General features: G+C 61.2%; 17 protein-coding genes. 11 read left to right on the forward strand and 6 right to left on the reverse strand.

What is annotated here, in order from left to right:
- From exbB to PMI35_RS05655, 6 genes are all read left to right on the forward strand, one after another.
- On the forward strand, positions 1–851 hold an 851-nt coding region (gene exbB / locus PMI35_RS05680), incomplete at its 5' end, for a tonB-system energizer ExbB (RefSeq protein WP_008064482.1).
- 6 nt (positions 852–857) lie between these two features.
- Positions 858–1286, forward strand: coding sequence for a TonB system transport protein ExbD (gene exbD, locus PMI35_RS05675; protein ID WP_008064483.1), 429 nt, complete (start codon positions 858–860; stop codon positions 1284–1286).
- On the forward strand, positions 1283–2032 hold the full coding sequence (locus PMI35_RS05670) for a TonB family protein (protein WP_008064485.1): 750 nt from the start codon (positions 1283–1285) through the stop codon (positions 2030–2032). The genes exbD and PMI35_RS05670 overlap by 4 nt, the downstream gene beginning before the upstream one ends.
- A 173-nt stretch (positions 2033–2205) precedes the next feature.
- Positions 2206–3135, forward strand: coding sequence for a hydrogen peroxide-inducible genes activator (locus tag PMI35_RS05665; protein WP_008064487.1), 930 nt, complete (start codon positions 2206–2208; stop codon positions 3133–3135).
- Positions 3136–3143: 8 nt separating this feature from the next.
- Positions 3144–5219 (forward strand): ATP-dependent DNA helicase RecG, encoded by a 2076-nt coding sequence (recG, locus tag PMI35_RS05660; RefSeq protein WP_008064489.1) that lies wholly within the window; start codon positions 3144–3146, stop codon positions 5217–5219.
- A gap of 78 nt (positions 5220–5297) precedes the next feature.
- On the forward strand, positions 5298–6698 hold the full coding sequence (locus PMI35_RS05655) for an aminoacyl-tRNA deacylase and HDOD domain-containing protein (RefSeq protein ID WP_008064491.1): 1401 nt from the start codon (positions 5298–5300) through the stop codon (positions 6696–6698).
- A gap of 123 nt (positions 6699–6821) precedes the next feature.
- Here the strand turns inward: PMI35_RS05655 and PMI35_RS05650 are convergent, their stop codons facing one another.
- From PMI35_RS05650 to PMI35_RS05630, 5 genes are all read right to left on the reverse strand, one after another.
- Entirely contained in the window at positions 6822–7205 is a 384-nt protein-coding gene (locus tag PMI35_RS05650; RefSeq protein WP_008064493.1) for a hypothetical protein, read from the reverse strand.
- 148 nt (positions 7206–7353) lie between these two features.
- Positions 7354–7728 (reverse strand): DUF6124 family protein, encoded by a 375-nt coding sequence (locus PMI35_RS05645; RefSeq protein WP_008064495.1) that lies wholly within the window; start codon positions 7726–7728, stop codon positions 7354–7356.
- A gap of 351 nt (positions 7729–8079) precedes the next feature.
- Positions 8080–8355, reverse strand: a complete 276-nt coding sequence (locus tag PMI35_RS05640; RefSeq protein ID WP_003213368.1) for an HU family DNA-binding protein — start codon at positions 8353–8355, stop codon at positions 8080–8082.
- 194 nt (positions 8356–8549) lie between these two features.
- Positions 8550–9698 carry an NAD(P)/FAD-dependent oxidoreductase gene (locus PMI35_RS05635; RefSeq protein WP_008064496.1) on the reverse strand — a complete coding sequence of 383 codons (1149 nt, stop codon included), beginning with the start codon at positions 9696–9698 and terminating at the stop codon, positions 8550–8552.
- A gap of 18 nt (positions 9699–9716) precedes the next feature.
- Complete coding sequence (locus PMI35_RS05630) at positions 9717–9887, reverse strand: rubredoxin (protein WP_007995385.1); 171 nt, start codon at positions 9885–9887, stop codon at positions 9717–9719.
- Positions 9888–10088: 201 nt separating this feature from the next.
- On the opposite strand from PMI35_RS05630, the gene PMI35_RS05625 reads away from it, so the two are divergent.
- A complete protein-coding gene (locus tag PMI35_RS05625; RefSeq protein WP_008064498.1) occupies positions 10089–10652 on the forward strand; it encodes a chorismate--pyruvate lyase family protein in 564 nt (187 codons plus the stop codon).
- Positions 10652–11542 carry a 4-hydroxybenzoate octaprenyltransferase gene (gene ubiA / locus PMI35_RS05620; RefSeq protein WP_008064500.1) on the forward strand — a complete coding sequence of 297 codons (891 nt, stop codon included), beginning with the start codon at positions 10652–10654 and terminating at the stop codon, positions 11540–11542. Before PMI35_RS05625 ends, ubiA begins: the two co-directional genes overlap by 1 nt.
- Before the next feature lie 48 nt (positions 11543–11590).
- On the opposite strand, the gene PMI35_RS05615 is transcribed toward ubiA, so the two are convergent.
- Entirely contained in the window at positions 11591–11977 is a 387-nt protein-coding gene (locus PMI35_RS05615; protein WP_008064502.1) for a COG4315 family predicted lipoprotein, read from the reverse strand.
- A gap of 152 nt (positions 11978–12129) precedes the next feature.
- On the opposite strand from PMI35_RS05615, the gene phoB reads away from it, so the two are divergent.
- The 3 genes from phoB (at position 12130) to PMI35_RS05600 (ending at position 15651) form a co-directional block, all read left to right on the forward strand.
- Entirely contained in the window at positions 12130–12819 is a 690-nt protein-coding gene (gene phoB / locus PMI35_RS05610; protein ID WP_008064504.1) for a phosphate regulon transcriptional regulator PhoB, read from the forward strand.
- 81 nt (positions 12820–12900) lie between these two features.
- Positions 12901–14187, forward strand: coding sequence for a phosphate regulon sensor histidine kinase PhoR (phoR, locus tag PMI35_RS05605; protein ID WP_238543207.1), 1287 nt, complete (start codon positions 12901–12903; stop codon positions 14185–14187).
- Between the two features lie 123 nt (positions 14188–14310).
- Positions 14311–15651 (forward strand): hemolysin family protein, encoded by a 1341-nt coding sequence (locus tag PMI35_RS05600; protein WP_008064508.1) that lies wholly within the window; start codon positions 14311–14313, stop codon positions 15649–15651.
- Positions 15652–15683: the final 32 nt, after the last annotated feature.

Consider the following 15683-nt stretch of genomic DNA (forward strand, 5'->3'; position numbering starts at 1 on the left):
CCGCACCGGCTGCCGCCGCCGCACCTGCCCAGGCCGACCACGCCGCTCCAGCAGTGACACCGGTTGCGACCGATCCTGCCCAGGCAGTGCCGGCAGACACTAACGGTGAAAACGCTCCCGAAGTCCTGGAGGCCGACAACACCCTGGGCATGGCCCATGACCTGTCGCCATGGGGCATGTACCAGAACGCCGACATCATCGTGAAAATTGTGATGATCGGCCTGGCCATCGCCTCGATCATCACCTGGACCATCTGGATCGCCAAGGGTCTTGAGTTGATGGGCGCCAAGCGTCGTCTGCGCGGTGAAATCGCCCAACTGAAAAAATCCGCCTCCCTCAAGGAAGCCAGCGCCACTGCGGCAAAGGAAGGCACCCTGGCCAACCTGCTGGTCCATGACGCCCTCGAAGAGATGCGCCTGTCGGTCAACAGCCGTGAGAAAGAAGGCATCAAGGAACGCGTCAGCTTCCGCCTTGAGCGCCTGGTAGCGGCTTGCGGTCGCAACATGAGCAGCGGCACCGGCGTGCTCGCCACCATCGGTTCCACCGCGCCGTTCGTCGGTCTGTTCGGTACCGTGTGGGGCATCATGAACAGCTTCATCGGCATCGCCAAGACCCAGACCACCAACCTCGCCGTCGTGGCTCCAGGCATCGCCGAAGCCCTGCTGGCGACCGCTCTGGGCCTGGTGGCAGCGATTCCTGCGGTAGTGATCTACAACGTCTTCGCCCGCTCCATCGCCGGTTACAAGGCCCAGGTGTCCGACGCGTCGGCACAGGTCCTGCTGCTGGTCAGCCGCGACCTCGACCACCAGCCTGAGCGCAGCTCGCAACCGCACATGGTGAAAGTGGGGTAATCGGCCATGGGCCTGCATTTGAAAGAAGGGGCAGACGACGATCTGTCCGAAAACCACGAAATCAACGTCACGCCGTTCATCGACGTGATGCTGGTGCTGCTGATCATCTTCATGGTGGCAGCCCCCCTGGCTACCGTGGACATCAAGGTCGACCTGCCTGCGTCCACCGCCAAGCCGGCGCCACGGCCGGAAAAACCGGTGTTCCTCAGCGTGAAGGCTGACCAGCGCCTGTTCCTCGGCGAAGACGAAGTGAAGGCCGAAGCACTGGGTGCCACGCTCGACGCCAGGACCCAGGGCAAGAAAGACACGACGATCTTCTTCCAGGCCGATAAAGGTGTGGATTACGGCGACCTTATGAGCGTGATGGACAATCTGCGTGCCGCCGGTTACCTGAAGGTCGGCCTGGTCGGACTCGAGACGGCAGCCAAGAAATGATCACTACGCGCCATAAGCTGACGCGTTACAGCGGTAGCCTGGCCATCGTGCTGGGCGTTCACGCGCTGGCCATCGCGCTGGCCGTCAACTGGACGGCCCACCCGCCCATCGAATTGCCACCCCAGGCAATGATGGTCGAGTTGGCGCCGGTTCCCGCCCCGCCACCGCCTGCACCGCCAAAGGTCGTCACACCACCGCAGCCGCCCGCTCCGGTCGAAGAACTGCCGATACCCAAGCTTGCCGAAGCGCCAAAGGCCGAGATTGCCGTGCCCAAGCCGGTAAAACCCAAGCCGAAGCCTCAGCCGCCCAAACCGGTAGAGAAGAAGCCCGAGCCGCCGAAGGAAAAACCGTCGGAAGCCAAACCGAGCGAGGCGCAACCGACCCCGGCCCCGTCGGAGAAATCCGCCCAGCCTGCACCTGGCCCTTCCGCCGCTCAAGTCGCGGCCAAGGCCAGTTGGCAAGGCGCATTGCTGGCGCACCTGCAAAAGTACAAGAAGTACCCGGCCAGCGCACAGGCACGGGGCAAGGAAGGCATGAACCGCCTGCGTTTCGTGGTGGATGCCGAAGGCAACGTCCTGTCCTTCGAACTGGTCGGCGCCTCGGGTACGGCCGATCTGGACCGGGCGACCCTGGACATGATCCGTCGTGCCCAGCCGCTGCCCAAGCCACCGGCCGACATGTTGACCAACGGCTCCATCGAAATCGTTGCACCCTTTGTTTACTCGATCGACAAACGCCGGCGCTAATCACACCGGCAACCCAGGTAACTGGAACTGCAAAAGGCACCGAAAGGTGCCTTTTGCATATCTGGAAACGCCAAACCGATATTGCCCCGTGTCACACGCCACATGCCTTCTGATAACGTGCGTCTATCGATTGCAAGCGGTATGCTTGGCCCGCAACTTCATGGACGCTTGCTATGACCCTCACAGAATTACGCTACATCGTCACCCTCGCCCAAGAACAACACTTCGGCCATGCCGCCGAGCGTTGTCACGTCAGCCAACCAACCCTGTCGGTGGGCGTGAAAAAGCTTGAAGACGAACTCGGTGTGCTGATTTTTGAGCGCAGCAAAAGCGCCGTGCGCTTGACCCCGGTCGGCGAAGGCATCGTCGCCCAGGCGCAAAAAGTGCTCGAGCAGGCCCAAGGCATCCGCGAACTGGCCCAGGCCGGCAAGAACCAGCTGACCGCGCCGCTCAAGGTCGGCGCGATCTATACCGTCGGCCCGTACCTGTTCCCGCACCTGATTCCACAACTGCACCGGGTTGCCCCGCAGATGCCGTTGTACATCGAGGAAAACTTCACCCACGTGCTGCGCGACAAACTGCGCAACGGCGAACTCGACGCGATCATCATCGCCCTGCCGTTCAACGAAGCCGACGTGCTGACCTTGCAGCTCTATGACGAGCCGTTCTATGTCCTGATGCCGGCGCAGCACCCATGGACGCAGAAAGAATCCATCGACGCCAACCTGCTCAACGACAAGAGCCTGCTGTTGCTCGGCGAAGGCCATTGCTTCCGCGACCAGGTACTCGAAGCCTGCCCGACCCTGGCCAAGGGCAACGACGGCGCCAAGCACACCACGGTGGAGTCCAGTTCGCTGGAAACCATCCGCCACATGGTGGCTTCCGGTCTAGGCATTTCGATCCTGCCGCTGTCGGCGGTCGACAGCCATCACTACGCCCCCGGCGTGATCGAGGTTCGTCCGCTGTCGGCGCCGGTGCCATTTCGCACCGTAGCCATCGCCTGGCGTGCGAGCTTCCCGCGGCCGAAGGCTATTGAGATCCTCGCTGACTCCATTCGCCTGTGCTCGGTGGCTAAACCCGCCGCACCGGTAACGGCCGGTTAAGCGACGCCATGACCGAGTTGTCGCAAGTGTCGGTGACGGCCCTCAAGGGTGTCGGCGAAGCCATGGCCGAGAAACTGGCCAAGGTCGGCCTGGAAAACCTCCAGGACGTTCTGTTTCATCTGCCGCTGCGCTATCAGGATCGCACTCGCGTCGTGCCGATCGGCGCGCTGCGCCCAGGGCAAGATGCCGTGATCGAAGGCACCGTCAGCGGTGCCGATGTGGTCATGGGCCGACGCCGCAGTCTGGTGGTGCGCCTGCAGGACGGTACCGGCGGGCTCAGCCTGCGCTTCTATCACTTCAGTAATGCACAGAAAGAAGGCCTCAAGCGCGGCACGCGGATTCGCTGCTACGGCGAAGCGCGGCCCGGCGCATCGGGGCTCGAAATCTACCACCCGGAGTATCGCGCCCTCACCGGCGACGAGCCGCCGCCCGTGGATGAAACCCTGACCCCGGTGTACCCGCTCACCGAGGGCCTGACCCAACAGCGCCTGCGACAGCTGTGCCTGCAAACCCTGACGCTGCTCGGCCCCACCAGCCTGCCCGACTGGCTGCCAACGGAACTGGCCCGCGATTACCAATTGGCGCCGCTGGCCGATGCGATCCGCTACCTGCATAACCCGCCTGCCGATGCCGATGTCGACGAACTCGCCCTGGGTCATCACTGGGCCCAGCACCGCCTGGCCTTCGAAGAACTGCTGACCCATCAGCTGTCGCAGCAACGCTTGCGCGAGAGCATGCGTGCCCTGCGCGCGCCAGCGATGCCGAAAGCCACGAAGCTGCCCTCCCAATATCTGGCCAACCTGGGCTTCACCCCGACCGGCGCACAGCAGCGGGTCGGCAACGAAATCGCCTACGACCTCAGTCAGCACGAACCCATGTTGCGACTGATCCAAGGCGACGTCGGTGCGGGCAAAACCGTGGTCTCCGCGTTGGCTGCACTACAGGCACTGGAAGCCGGTTATCAAGTCGCCCTGATGGCGCCCACCGAAATCCTCGCCGAGCAGCACTTCATCACGTTCAAGCGCTGGCTCGAACCGCTGGGTATAGAAGTCGCGTGGCTGGCCGGCAAGCTCAAGGGCAAGAACCGTGTCGCCGCGCTTGAGCAGATTGCGGGCGGCGCACCCATGGTGGTCGGCACCCACGCGCTGTTCCAGGACGAAGTGCAGTTCAAGAATCTCGCGCTGGCGATCATCGACGAACAGCACCGCTTTGGCGTACAGCAGCGCCTGGCGCTGCGGCAGAAAGGCGTCGGCGGGCGGATGTGTCCGCATCAGCTGATCATGACCGCCACGCCGATCCCCCGGACCTTGGCCATGAGCGCCTACGCCGACCTCGACACCTCGATCCTCGACGAACTGCCCCCGGGCCGTACCCCGGTGAACACGGTGCTGGTCACCGACACCCGGCGTGTCGAAGTGATCGAACGGGTGCGCGGTGCTTGTGCCGAAGGGCGTCAGGCCTATTGGGTGTGCACGCTGATCGAAGAATCGGAAGAGCTGACCTGTCAGGCCGCCGAAACTACGCACGAAGACCTCACCGCCGCCCTCGGCGAATTGAAAGTCGGCTTGATCCATGGACGCATGAAGCCCGCCGAAAAAGCGGCGGTGATGGCCGAGTTCAAGGCTGGCAACCTGCAGCTGCTGGTCGCCACCACCGTGATCGAAGTCGGCGTGGACGTGCCCAACGCCAGCTTGATGATCATCGAAAACCCCGAACGCCTGGGCCTGGCGCAACTGCACCAGCTGCGCGGCCGCGTCGGGCGGGGCAGCGCGGTTAGCCACTGCGTGCTGCTTTATCATCCGCCGTTGTCACAGATCGGACGTCAGCGACTGGGCATCATGCGCGAAACCAACGACGGCTTTGTGATCGCCGAAAAAGACCTCGAACTGCGCGGCCCTGGCGAAATGCTCGGCACACGGCAAACCGGCCTGCTGCAATTCAAGGTCGCCGACCTGATGCGCGACGCCGACCTGCTGCCTGCCGTACGCGACGCCGCCCAAGCCCTGCTGGAACGCTGGCCTGACCATGTCAGCCCGTTACTTGACCGCTGGCTACGCCATGGGCAGCAATACGGCCAAGTGTGAGCAGCGTCTCAGTTTCCAGACCATGGTTTTGAGCAAGCTGGTTATACTCCTGAAATTGTTTTGGAACGGATACAGACCATGACCGAAGTTGCCCTCGCACCCGCTGCCCCGCACGCTCCGTCGGTCATTCGGCTACTGCTGGACAAAATGGGCATTGCCTTCGAAGAAGTGCTCGACCATCACGGCCTGAACGCCGCGCGCAAAGTCCAGGCCGTGCTGCTCGATGACAGTGTCGGTGCGCTGATGGTGCTGTATCCGCAGAGCCAATTGCTGGACCTCAATCGCCTGACCGAACTCACAGGCCGCCGCCTCACCGCCGTGTCGACCGAGCGCCTGCAGAAAATGCTCGGCAAACACAGCCTGAGCCTGCTGCCGGGCCTGCCATCGCTGACCAGCTCGCCCTGCCTGTATGAAGAAAGCCTGCTGCGCGAGCCCGTGGTGCTGGTCAATTCGGGTGAGCCAGGCGTGCTGCTGGAGATCAGCAGTGAAGCCTTCAGGTCCATGCTGACCAAGGCCAGCGCCGCCAACTTCGGCGAGAACCTGAGCAGCATCCGCCCCAACCTCGATCGCCCTGACGATGACCGCGAGGAAATCTCCCAGGCCGTCCAGGCGTTCACCGCCCGACGTATCCAGCAACGACTGGAAGCGACCATCGAGATTCCACCGCTGGCCGAAACGGCACAGAAGATCATCAAACTGCGCGTCGACCCCAACGCCACCATCGACGACATTACCGGCGTGGTCGAAACCGACCCGGCGCTGGCTGCACAGGTGGTGAGTTGGGCCGCATCGCCCTACTACGCCTCACCCGGCAAGATTCGTTCGGTAGAAGATGCGATCGTCCGGGTACTGGGTTTCGACCTGGTGATCAACCTGGCGCTGGGCCTGGCCTTGGGCAAAACCCTGAGCCTGCCCAAGGATCACCCGCAACACAGCACTCCGTACTGGCAGCAATCGATCTACACGGCCGCGGTCATCGAAGGCCTGACCCGTGCCATGCCCCGCACCCAGCGCCCGGAAGCGGGCCTGACCTACCTGGCAGGCCTGCTGCACAACTTCGGCTACCTGCTGCTGGCCCACGTATTCCCGCCGCACTTCTCGCTTATCTGCCGGCACATGGAGGTCAACCCGCACCTGTGCCACAGCTACATCGAGCAACACCTGCTGGGCATCAGCCGTGAACAGATCGGCTCATGGCTGATGCGCTACTGGGACATGCCGGAAGAACTCACCACCGCGCTACGCTTCCAGCACGACCCGGGCTACGACGGCACCTTTGCCGAATACCCGAACCTGGTTTGCCTGGCTGTGCGCCTGCTGCGCAGCCGAGGAATTGGCTCCGGACCGGATGAGGACATTCCGGATGCCCTGCTGGAGCGACTCGGCCTGAGCCGTGACAAGGCCGAAGACGTCGTCAGCAAAGTGCTTGAGGCTGAAGTGTTGCTGCGTGAACTGGCTTCGCAGTTCAGCCAGCCCTGACAGCATCACCTGTAAGCCCACGGGCCAGACGCCGCGGTGTATCTGTCACGCCGCGTCATCGTTCTTCGCCGGCAAGCCTGGCTCCTACGGGCGAAGAACCCGACGCGGTCCAACTGAAAAAACTCAAGCCTTAGGCTTCGCCTTCTTCGGCTTCAAATACTTGGTCAGCCCCTGAAACCAGATCACCAGCGCCGGATTGCCCTTGATCTGGATCGACTTGTCCTGAATCCCCGTCATGAACGCCAACTGCTTGTTCTTCGCCTGCATCGTGGCAAAACCAAAGGCGGCATCCTTGAAGGCAATCGCAAACGCCGGCTCGGCGTATACGCCAGCCTTGCTGGTAATGCGCTGATCCTTCACCCGGAAGTGCCGCGCGACTTTCCCGTCCAGAGTCTGCAGCTGAAACACCAACTCCTTGTCACCCAGCTGCTGCTGAAACGCCGGATTGGTCCGACTGGCCTTACCCATCAACAAACCCAGCATCCACAGCAGAAAACGAAATTTCATGCGCAAGCCTCAAAAGAAAAATGAACGGCCGGCGCAGTGTATCGATTAAATGCCAGAACGCCACCTTCGAGTTACGTTAGGAGGAGATGCCATGTTTTTTGACGCCGATGACTACCAAGTCACTGGCGTAAGACCTCCTCTTCCCGACTCAGACAGGGTGTGTCGGGGCGACGTTATCCAGCACTCGATTCACCGCCAGCTCACCGAGCATGATCACCTGCTGAAGCGCCAGCATCGTACTGCGGTGCGCCCCTTCCAGCATCGCGGCGATTTCACTCGCCATCACATTGGCGGTCGCCAACGACTCACAGGCATGCGCCAATAGCGTCTCGTTGTCGATGTCAGGCGCCACGACGAAGATCGTGCCGGGCGGATGAGCACCGCTCATGACCAAGGCATTGGGTTTCAAATAATGGTCCAGGGCACGAGTGGCAGCATGGTGCAACTTTCTTGAAGTCGCGGACATGTACGGGGTAGTGCTTTCGGCCGCTGATCCGGCGGGTAATTCGTTGACCTTGGGCATGGTGCATCTCCGAGGAATATGGGGAGTGACCACGCTAACCGTCGCGCTTCCGAAGGCCAACCTTAAAAAAGCGTCGGATGCTTCCGCGATTTTGTAAGGGATTTCATCATTTTCGAATTGTGTTTAATGATTCAAAACTTGCCGTTTGGAGACATTGGAGCTTTCGAAGGTTCGAATCGCGTTCGGACGATCTTTCACTCCTTCATCTCACAACACTATCGGACATTTCCCTCAAAGACGCCGGGTTATGGGTGAACCCCACGGCGTTAAAGTCGATGCCAAAAAAATGGGCACCCAACCCGGTTGGCGTGCCCATTTTTTATTGCGCAACCCCGCAAAGGGGGATGCGAATTACGGATTAACACTATCCTTCAACGACTTACCCGGCTTGAACGCAACAGTGTTGCTGGCCTTGATTTTAACCGGCTCACCGGTTTGCGGGTTTTTGCCGGTGCGGGCACCGCGGTGGCGTTGCAGGAAGGTACCGAAACCTACCAGCGTCACGCTGTCTTTGCGGTGCAGGGCGCCGGTGATTTCTTCGAGAACGGCGTTGAGGACGCGGTTGGCCTGCTCTTTGGTGAGATCTGCTTTTTCAGCAATGGCTGCGGCGAGTTCTGGTTTGCGCATATTAGTGAAGCCCCTTTGACGGTTTTTTGTTGTTATGTCCGTGCCGCTCTCTGTGGAGCAGCGCCCAAAGCGCCGCAGGTGCTCTACTCTGCGGCCGACGGGAGTGAGGATGGCACGCAGTGAGGAGCCGCGCCAGTGTCGGCGCGGCCAATGTTTGGGCAAAAGGGGGGTGATTCCGACAGAACGACCGGTATTTACGCCAGCAGTGGTGGAAGCTCTTTGTTGAGGGCCAGTTTTTCCATCACGGCCGCGCCTGTCAGGGCATAACCGAGCAGTTTGCCGTTGTTATCGCGGCATAAAACCTTGATGTCAGCGCCCTGCCCTTCGACGGTCCAGATGCCCTCCGCGCCCCGTGGCGGCGGGGATACCACCAATGGACACACCGGGGTCTTGACGGTGATCGGCATCGGGCCATAGTTGACCACCGTCGGGTTGCCGGCGAGGGTCTGGGCCAGCGCTCTCGCACAGCTCATCAGGGGCATCACGTACAACAGGTTCAGCCCATCGACCTCGGCACAGTCGCCCAGGGCGTAGATGTTGGCGTGGGAAGTTTGCAGGTGACGATCGACCACTACGCCGCGATTGACCTGCAGGCCGGCAGCAGAGGCCTGGTCGATGCGCGGACGCAGGCCAATGGCCGACACCACCACGTCGCACGGGATAATCTGGCCATCGGAAAGATGGGCTTCCAGGCCGCCAGCAACCCGCTGCAGGCGGTTGAGCACCGGCCCGAGGTGGAAGCGTGCACCCAGGCTTTCGAGCCCAGCCTGGACCGCTGCGGCCGCCGCCGGGTGCAACAGGGTCGGCATGACCTGCTCGCACGGTGCAACCAGTTGCACCTCGTAGCCGCCCAGGGTCAGGTCGTTGGCGAACTCGCAGCCGATCAGGCCGGCGCCCAGCAACAAGACCCGACGCTTGCCAGCCGCTGCCGCGCGAAAGCGCGCGTAGTCTTCCAGGTCGTTGATCGGGAACACGCAATCCGGCGCGTCGCCTTCGATGGGTACGCGTACGGTTTCGGCACCCCAGGCCAGGACCAGATCACGGTAGATCACCGCTTCCTCGCCGATCCACAAGCGCTTGTGGCCAGGGTCAATGCCGCTGATTCGGGTATGGGTACGCACTTCGGCCTTCAACTGCTCGGCCATCGCGCCCGGTTCGGCCATGCTCAGGCCGTCGGCATCCTTGTTTTTACCGAACCCGGTGGAGAGCATCGGCTTGGAGTAGGAGCGCCCGTCATCGGCGGTAATCAGCAGGAGCGGGGTTTCGCTGTCGAGTTTGCGAAACTCGCGAGCCACGTTGTAGCCAGCCAGCCCGGTACCAACGATTACGACAGGTGCGTTCATTCCTTACTCCTCAGTTATTCAGGCGGCGATTTCGATCATTTCGAAATCCATTTTGCCCACACCGCAGTCCGGGCACAGCCAGTCTGCCGGGACGTCTTCCCAACGGGTGCCGGGCGCGATGCCGTCATCGGGCCAACCGTCGGCTTCGTTATAGATCAGGCCGCAGACGATACATTGCCACTTTTTCATTCAGGTATTTCCTCGAGATTCAGGCTATTGCCGGCGCGGACGGTCGATGGTTACTGCGTTGCCATCCAGCTCAAAGCGTTTTTTTACTGATCGGGCCCAACAGATGCAAGCCTGTTCGGCGCAATGGGCCGTCGGTTCAATCAAAATTCGTGGCGCACATGGTAAGCTCGCGACCTCCTTTGCTGCCAATAATGACTCATTGTGCAACACACAGAATCCCCCTGCCCGCCCCCGATCTGGCTCCTTGAAAGCCAACTGACGCCATTGCCCGACACGTCTATCCTCGATTGGTTGTTCGATCATGGCTCGCTGACCAGACGCCTTATTCATCTAACGAATGATGCGTTCAGCGTCACGCCGTTGTTCGAAGGCTGGCAGACCCTGCGCACGGATGAATGCGCCGCGCTCGACCTGGCCGAAGGCAGTGAAGGCTGGGTGCGCGAGGTGTATTTGCGTGGTCACGGGCAAGCCCTGGTGTTTGCCCGCAGCGTCGCCGCACGCAGTGCATTGCAGGGCGACGGCTTGCACATGGATGAATTGGGCAGTCGTTCGCTGGGCGAGTTGCTGTTTTGCGATCACGCCTTCCAGCGCCGGGCCATCGAGGTTTGCCACTACCCGCAGGCGTGGTTGCCAAGCGAAGTGCGGGCGTCTGGGCTGTGGGCGCGCCGCTCGCGCTTCGACCGTGGCGCCTTGAGCGTGCTGGTGGCCGAGATCTTCCTGCCGACCCTGTGGAGCGCCGCCCGCGCCCATCCGGAGAATTGCTGATGTACCAGAGCCTGCTCAAGTCCTTGAACCGCTTCAATCCCCGGGCCTGGGATTTCATTCAGCTGACGCGCATGGACAAGCCGATCGGCATCTACCTGCTGCTCTGGCCGACGCTCTGGGCGCTGTGGATTGCCGGCAAGGGCTCGCCATCGCTGGCCAATATCGTGATTTTCGTCCTTGGCGTGGTGCTGACCCGCGCGGGCGGCTGCGTGATCAATGACTGGGCGGACCGCAAGGTCGACGGCCATGTGAAACGCACCGAGCAGCGCCCACTGCCGAGCGGCAGGATCAGCTCCAAAGAAGCGCTGGTGTTCTTTGCATTGCTGATGGGCCTGAGTTTCCTGCTGGTGCTGTGCACCAATGCGGCAACAATCTGGCTGTCGTTTGGTGGCTTGGCCCTGGCCTTCACTTATCCGTTCATGAAGCGCTACACCTATTACCCGCAAGTGGTGCTGGGCGCGGCGTTTTCCTGGGGCATGCCGATGGCCTTCACCGCCGAGACTGGCGAACTGCCGGCGGCGGCGTGGCTGCTGTGGATCGCTAACCTGATGTGGACGGTGGGCTACGACACTTATTACGCGATGACCGACCGCGACGACGATTTGAAGATCGGCGTGAAATCCACGGCGATCCTGTTTGGTGAGGCAGACCGGGTGATTATCCTGACCCTGCAAGGGTTGGCATTAGGTTGTCTGCTGCTGGCCGGGTCGAAATTCGAGCTCGGCGGCTGGTTCCATCTGGGACTGACGGTGTCGGCGGGCTGTTTTGCATGGGAGTTCTGGTACACCCGCAGCAAGGACCGGATGCGCTGTTTCAAGGCGTTCTTGCACAACCACTGGGCCGGAATGGCGATTTTTGTCGGGATTGTGCTGGATTACGGGTTGCGCTAAAACGACGACTGCCCCGCAAAGCGGGGCAATCAAACCGGGCCGAATCCGTTACTTCTGCGATTCGTGAACGACGTGCCAGACGTCCTTCATTTTGTCGCCCTTCATTTCTCCAGGCTTTTCATCTTTTACAAACGTATAAAGCGGCTTGCCGTCGTAAGCGTATTGACTGGTACCGTCATCGCGCTTGATCACGCTCCACTTGCCTGTAGCCGCGGCACCCGCCGGCGCCATCATCGGTGGCCAGTTCTTGGCGCACTCGTCATTACACATCGACTTGCCGCCTGAGTCCTTGTCGAATGTGTACAGGGTCATTCCCTTATGGTCGACCATCATGCCGTCCTTCATCATCGCGGGGTCGGCGGCGAAGGCCATGGTCGGCAGCGTTAGCGCAGCAGTTACCAGCAAAGCCTTCCAGGATTGAGCAATGTGTTTCATGGAAACCTTCCGTTTGTGGTTGTCAGGATTCGGAGTTAGAGCTTAGTCCAGGTTCATGACAATCGCCGGGCGACTAAAATACTGTCACACGACTGCAATAATTCCGTTATCTAATGCGGCGCAAGACAGTTAAATGACAAGAGGATTAAGGCATGGTTGGCAGGAGCATTCTGATCGTCGACGACGAAGCGCCCATTCGCGAAATGATCGCCGTTGCGTTGGAAATGGCCGGCTATGACTGCCTGGAGGCGGAGAACTCCCAGCAGGCCCACGCCATTATCGTCGACCGCAAACCGGACCTGATCCTGCTCGACTGGATGCTGCCCGGCACGTCCGGCATCGAACTGGCCCGCCGCCTCAAGCGCGACGAGCTGACCGGGGATATCCCGATCATCATGCTCACCGCCAAGGGCGAAGAGGACAACAAGATCCAGGGCCTGGAAGTTGGCGCCGATGACTACATCACCAAGCCCTTTTCCCCGCGCGAGCTGGTTGCACGCCTCAAGGCCGTGCTGCGCCGTGCCGGCCCTTCCGATGGCGAAGCGCCGATCGAAGTTGGCGGCCTGCTGCTGGACCCGATTGGCCACCGTGTGACCATCGACGGCAAACCGGCAGAAATGGGACCGACTGAGTACCGTCTGCTGCAGTTCTTCATGACCCACCAGGAGCGCGCCTACACCCGTGGCCAGTTGCTGGATCAGGTCTGGGGCGGCAATGTGTATGTCGAGGAACGCACCGTGGACGTGCACATCCGGCGCCTGCGCAAAGCCCTCGGCGATGCCTACGAAAACCTGGTACAAACCGTGCGCGGCACCGGTTACCGCTTTTCCACAAAAGCCTGACCCGGATTTCCCCCGTTTTAGAAGTAGACAAGGACGCGCTTTCAAGTGAACCAAAACTGGCATGGCACCCTGATTCGCCACATGCTGCTGCTGGTCACCGCCTGCCTGGTGATCGGCCTGATTACCGGCTACTACGGCTGGAGCCTCGCCGCGGGACTCGGCGTTTACCTGGTCTGGACCCTCAAGCAACTGCTGCGCCTGCACGAATGGCTGCGTCTGCACAAACCCGATGAGGCGCCACCTGATGGCTATGGCCTGTGGGGCGAAGTGTTCGACAACATCTACCATCTGCAACGTCGCGACCAACGCGTTCGCGGGCGCCTGCAAGCGGTCATCGACCGGGTTCAGGAATCCACCGCAGCCTTGAAGGACGCAGTGGTCATGCTCGACAGCGACGGCAACCTGGAATGGTGGAACCGCGCCGCCGAAACCCTGCTGGGCCTCAAGACGCCGCAGGACAGCGGCCAGCCGGTGACCAACCTGGTTCGCCATCCGCGCTTCAAGGAATATTTCGAACAGGACAGCTACGCCGAACCGCTGGAAATCCCTTCGCCGACCAACGACCGGATGCGCATCCAGTTGTACATCACCCGCTACGGCAACAATGAGCACCTGATGCTGGTGCGCGACGTGACGCGTATCCATCAGCTGGAGCAGATGCGCAAAGACTTTATCGCCAACGTCTCCCACGAGCTGCGCACGCCGCTGACGGTGATCTGTGGCTATCTGGAAACCCTGCTCGATAACGTCGAGGAAGTGAACCCGCGCTGGACCCGTGCCTTGCAGCAAATGCAGCAGCAAGGCGGGCGCATGCAGACCCTGCTCAATGACCTGCTGTTGCTGGCCAAGCTGGAAGCCACCGATTACCCGTCGGACAACCAACCGGTGGCCATCGACGGCTTGCTGCAATCGATCAAGGGTGACGCTCAACAGCTGTCCGGCCAGAAAAACCAGAAAATCTCCCTCGAAGCCGACCCGACGATCCTGCTCAAGGGCAGTGAAGCGGAATTGCGCAGCGCGTTTTCCAACCTGGTGTTCAACGCAGTGAAATACACCCAGGCCGAAGGCAACATCCGCATCCGCTGGTGGGGCGACGAGCAAGGCGCGCATCTGAGCGTGCAGGACTCCGGAATCGGCATCGACAGCAAACACCTGCCGCGCCTGACCGAACGCTTCTACCGCGTCGACTCCAGCCGCAACTCCAACACCGGCGGCACCGGGCTGGGCCTGGCGATCGTCAAACACGTGCTATTGCGTCACCGCGCGCGGATGGAAATCAGCAGCGTGCCAGGGCACGGCAGCACGTTTACCTGCCATTTCGCCCCGGCCCAGGTCAGCAAATCCCGGGTGATCAGCACCGCCGACTGATACCGGCCAGCACGCGCCACTAGGCAATCGCCCGGTCAGCCGCTACATTGGCTGACTTGTGCCTGCCTTTCAGGTGCACTTTTTTCTTTCCTTTCGAATACACGGAACCCGCAAAACTCCATCATGGACCCTTCCCCTGGCTTGACCCTCGCAACAATATTCGCCGACTTCGGCATGATCCTTTTTGCTCTGATCCTGGTATTGCTCAACGGCTTTTTCGTTGCGGCAGAATTCGCCATGGTCAAATTGCGCTCGACCCGGGTCGAAGCCATCGCTGAGCAGCACGGCTGGCGCGGGCACATCCTGCGCACCGTGCACAGTCAGCTCGATGCTTACCTGTCGGCGTGCCAATTGGGTATCACCCTCGCCTCTCTGGGCCTTGGCTGGGTCGGTGAGCCGGCATTCGCGCACCTTCTGGCACCTGTGCTGAGTGCCGTGGGCGTCGATTCGGCCGAAGTGGTCAAGGCCGTGTCGTTCTTCACCGCGTTCTTCATCATTTCGTACCTGCATATCGTGGTCGGCGAGCTCGCCCCGAAATCCTGGGCCATCCGCAAACCCGAATTGCTGTCGCTGTGGACCGCCGTGCCGCTGTACCTGTTCTACTGGGCCATGTACCCGGCCATTTATCTGCTCAACGCCAGCGCCAACCAGATCCTGCGCATCGCAGGGCAAGGCGAACCCGGCCCGCATCACGAGCACCATTACAGCCGCGAAGAACTGAAACTGATCCTGCACTCGAGCCGTGGCCAGGATCCGAGCGACCAGGGCATGCGCGTTCTGGCCTCGGCTGTGGAAATGGGCGAGTTGGAAGTGGTCGACTGGGCCAACTCCCGTGAAGACCTGGTGACCCTGGAATTCAACGCCCCCCTCAAGGAAATCCTGGCGATGTTCCGTCGCCACAAGTTCAGCCGTTACCCGGTGTACGACAGCGAGCGCCAGGAGTTCGTCGGCCTGCTGCACATCAAGGACTTGCTGCTTGAGCTGGCGGCCCTGGACCACATTCCCGAGTCGTTCAACCTGGCCGAACTGACCCGCCCGCTGGAGCGCGTGTCGCGGCACATGCCGTTGTCGCAGTTGCTGGAGCAGTTCCGCAAGGGCGGCTCGCACTTCGCCGTGGTCGAGGAGGCCGACGGCAACATCATCGGCTACCTGACCATGGAAGACGTGCTGGAAGTGCTCGTGGGCGATATCCAGGACGAACACCGCAAGGCCGAGCGCGGCATCCTCGCCTATCAGCCAGGCAAGCTGCTGGTACGGGGTGATACGCCACTGTTCAAGGTCGAGCGCCTGCTGGGCATCGACCTGGACCACGTTGAAGCCGAAACCCTCGCAGGCCTGGTCTACGAAAGCCTCAAGCGCGTTCCTGAAGAGGAAGAAGTGCTGGAAGTCGAAGGCCTGCGCATCATCATCAAGAAGATGAAAGGGCCAAAGATTGTGTTGGCCAAGGTGTTGATGCTCGATTGATGCACTGATCCAGACCCGAGTCGATCCCTTCG

The sequence above is a fragment of the Pseudomonas sp. GM78 genome (assembly GCF_000282475.1).
Classification (GTDB): Bacteria; Pseudomonadota; Gammaproteobacteria; order Pseudomonadales; family Pseudomonadaceae; genus Aquipseudomonas.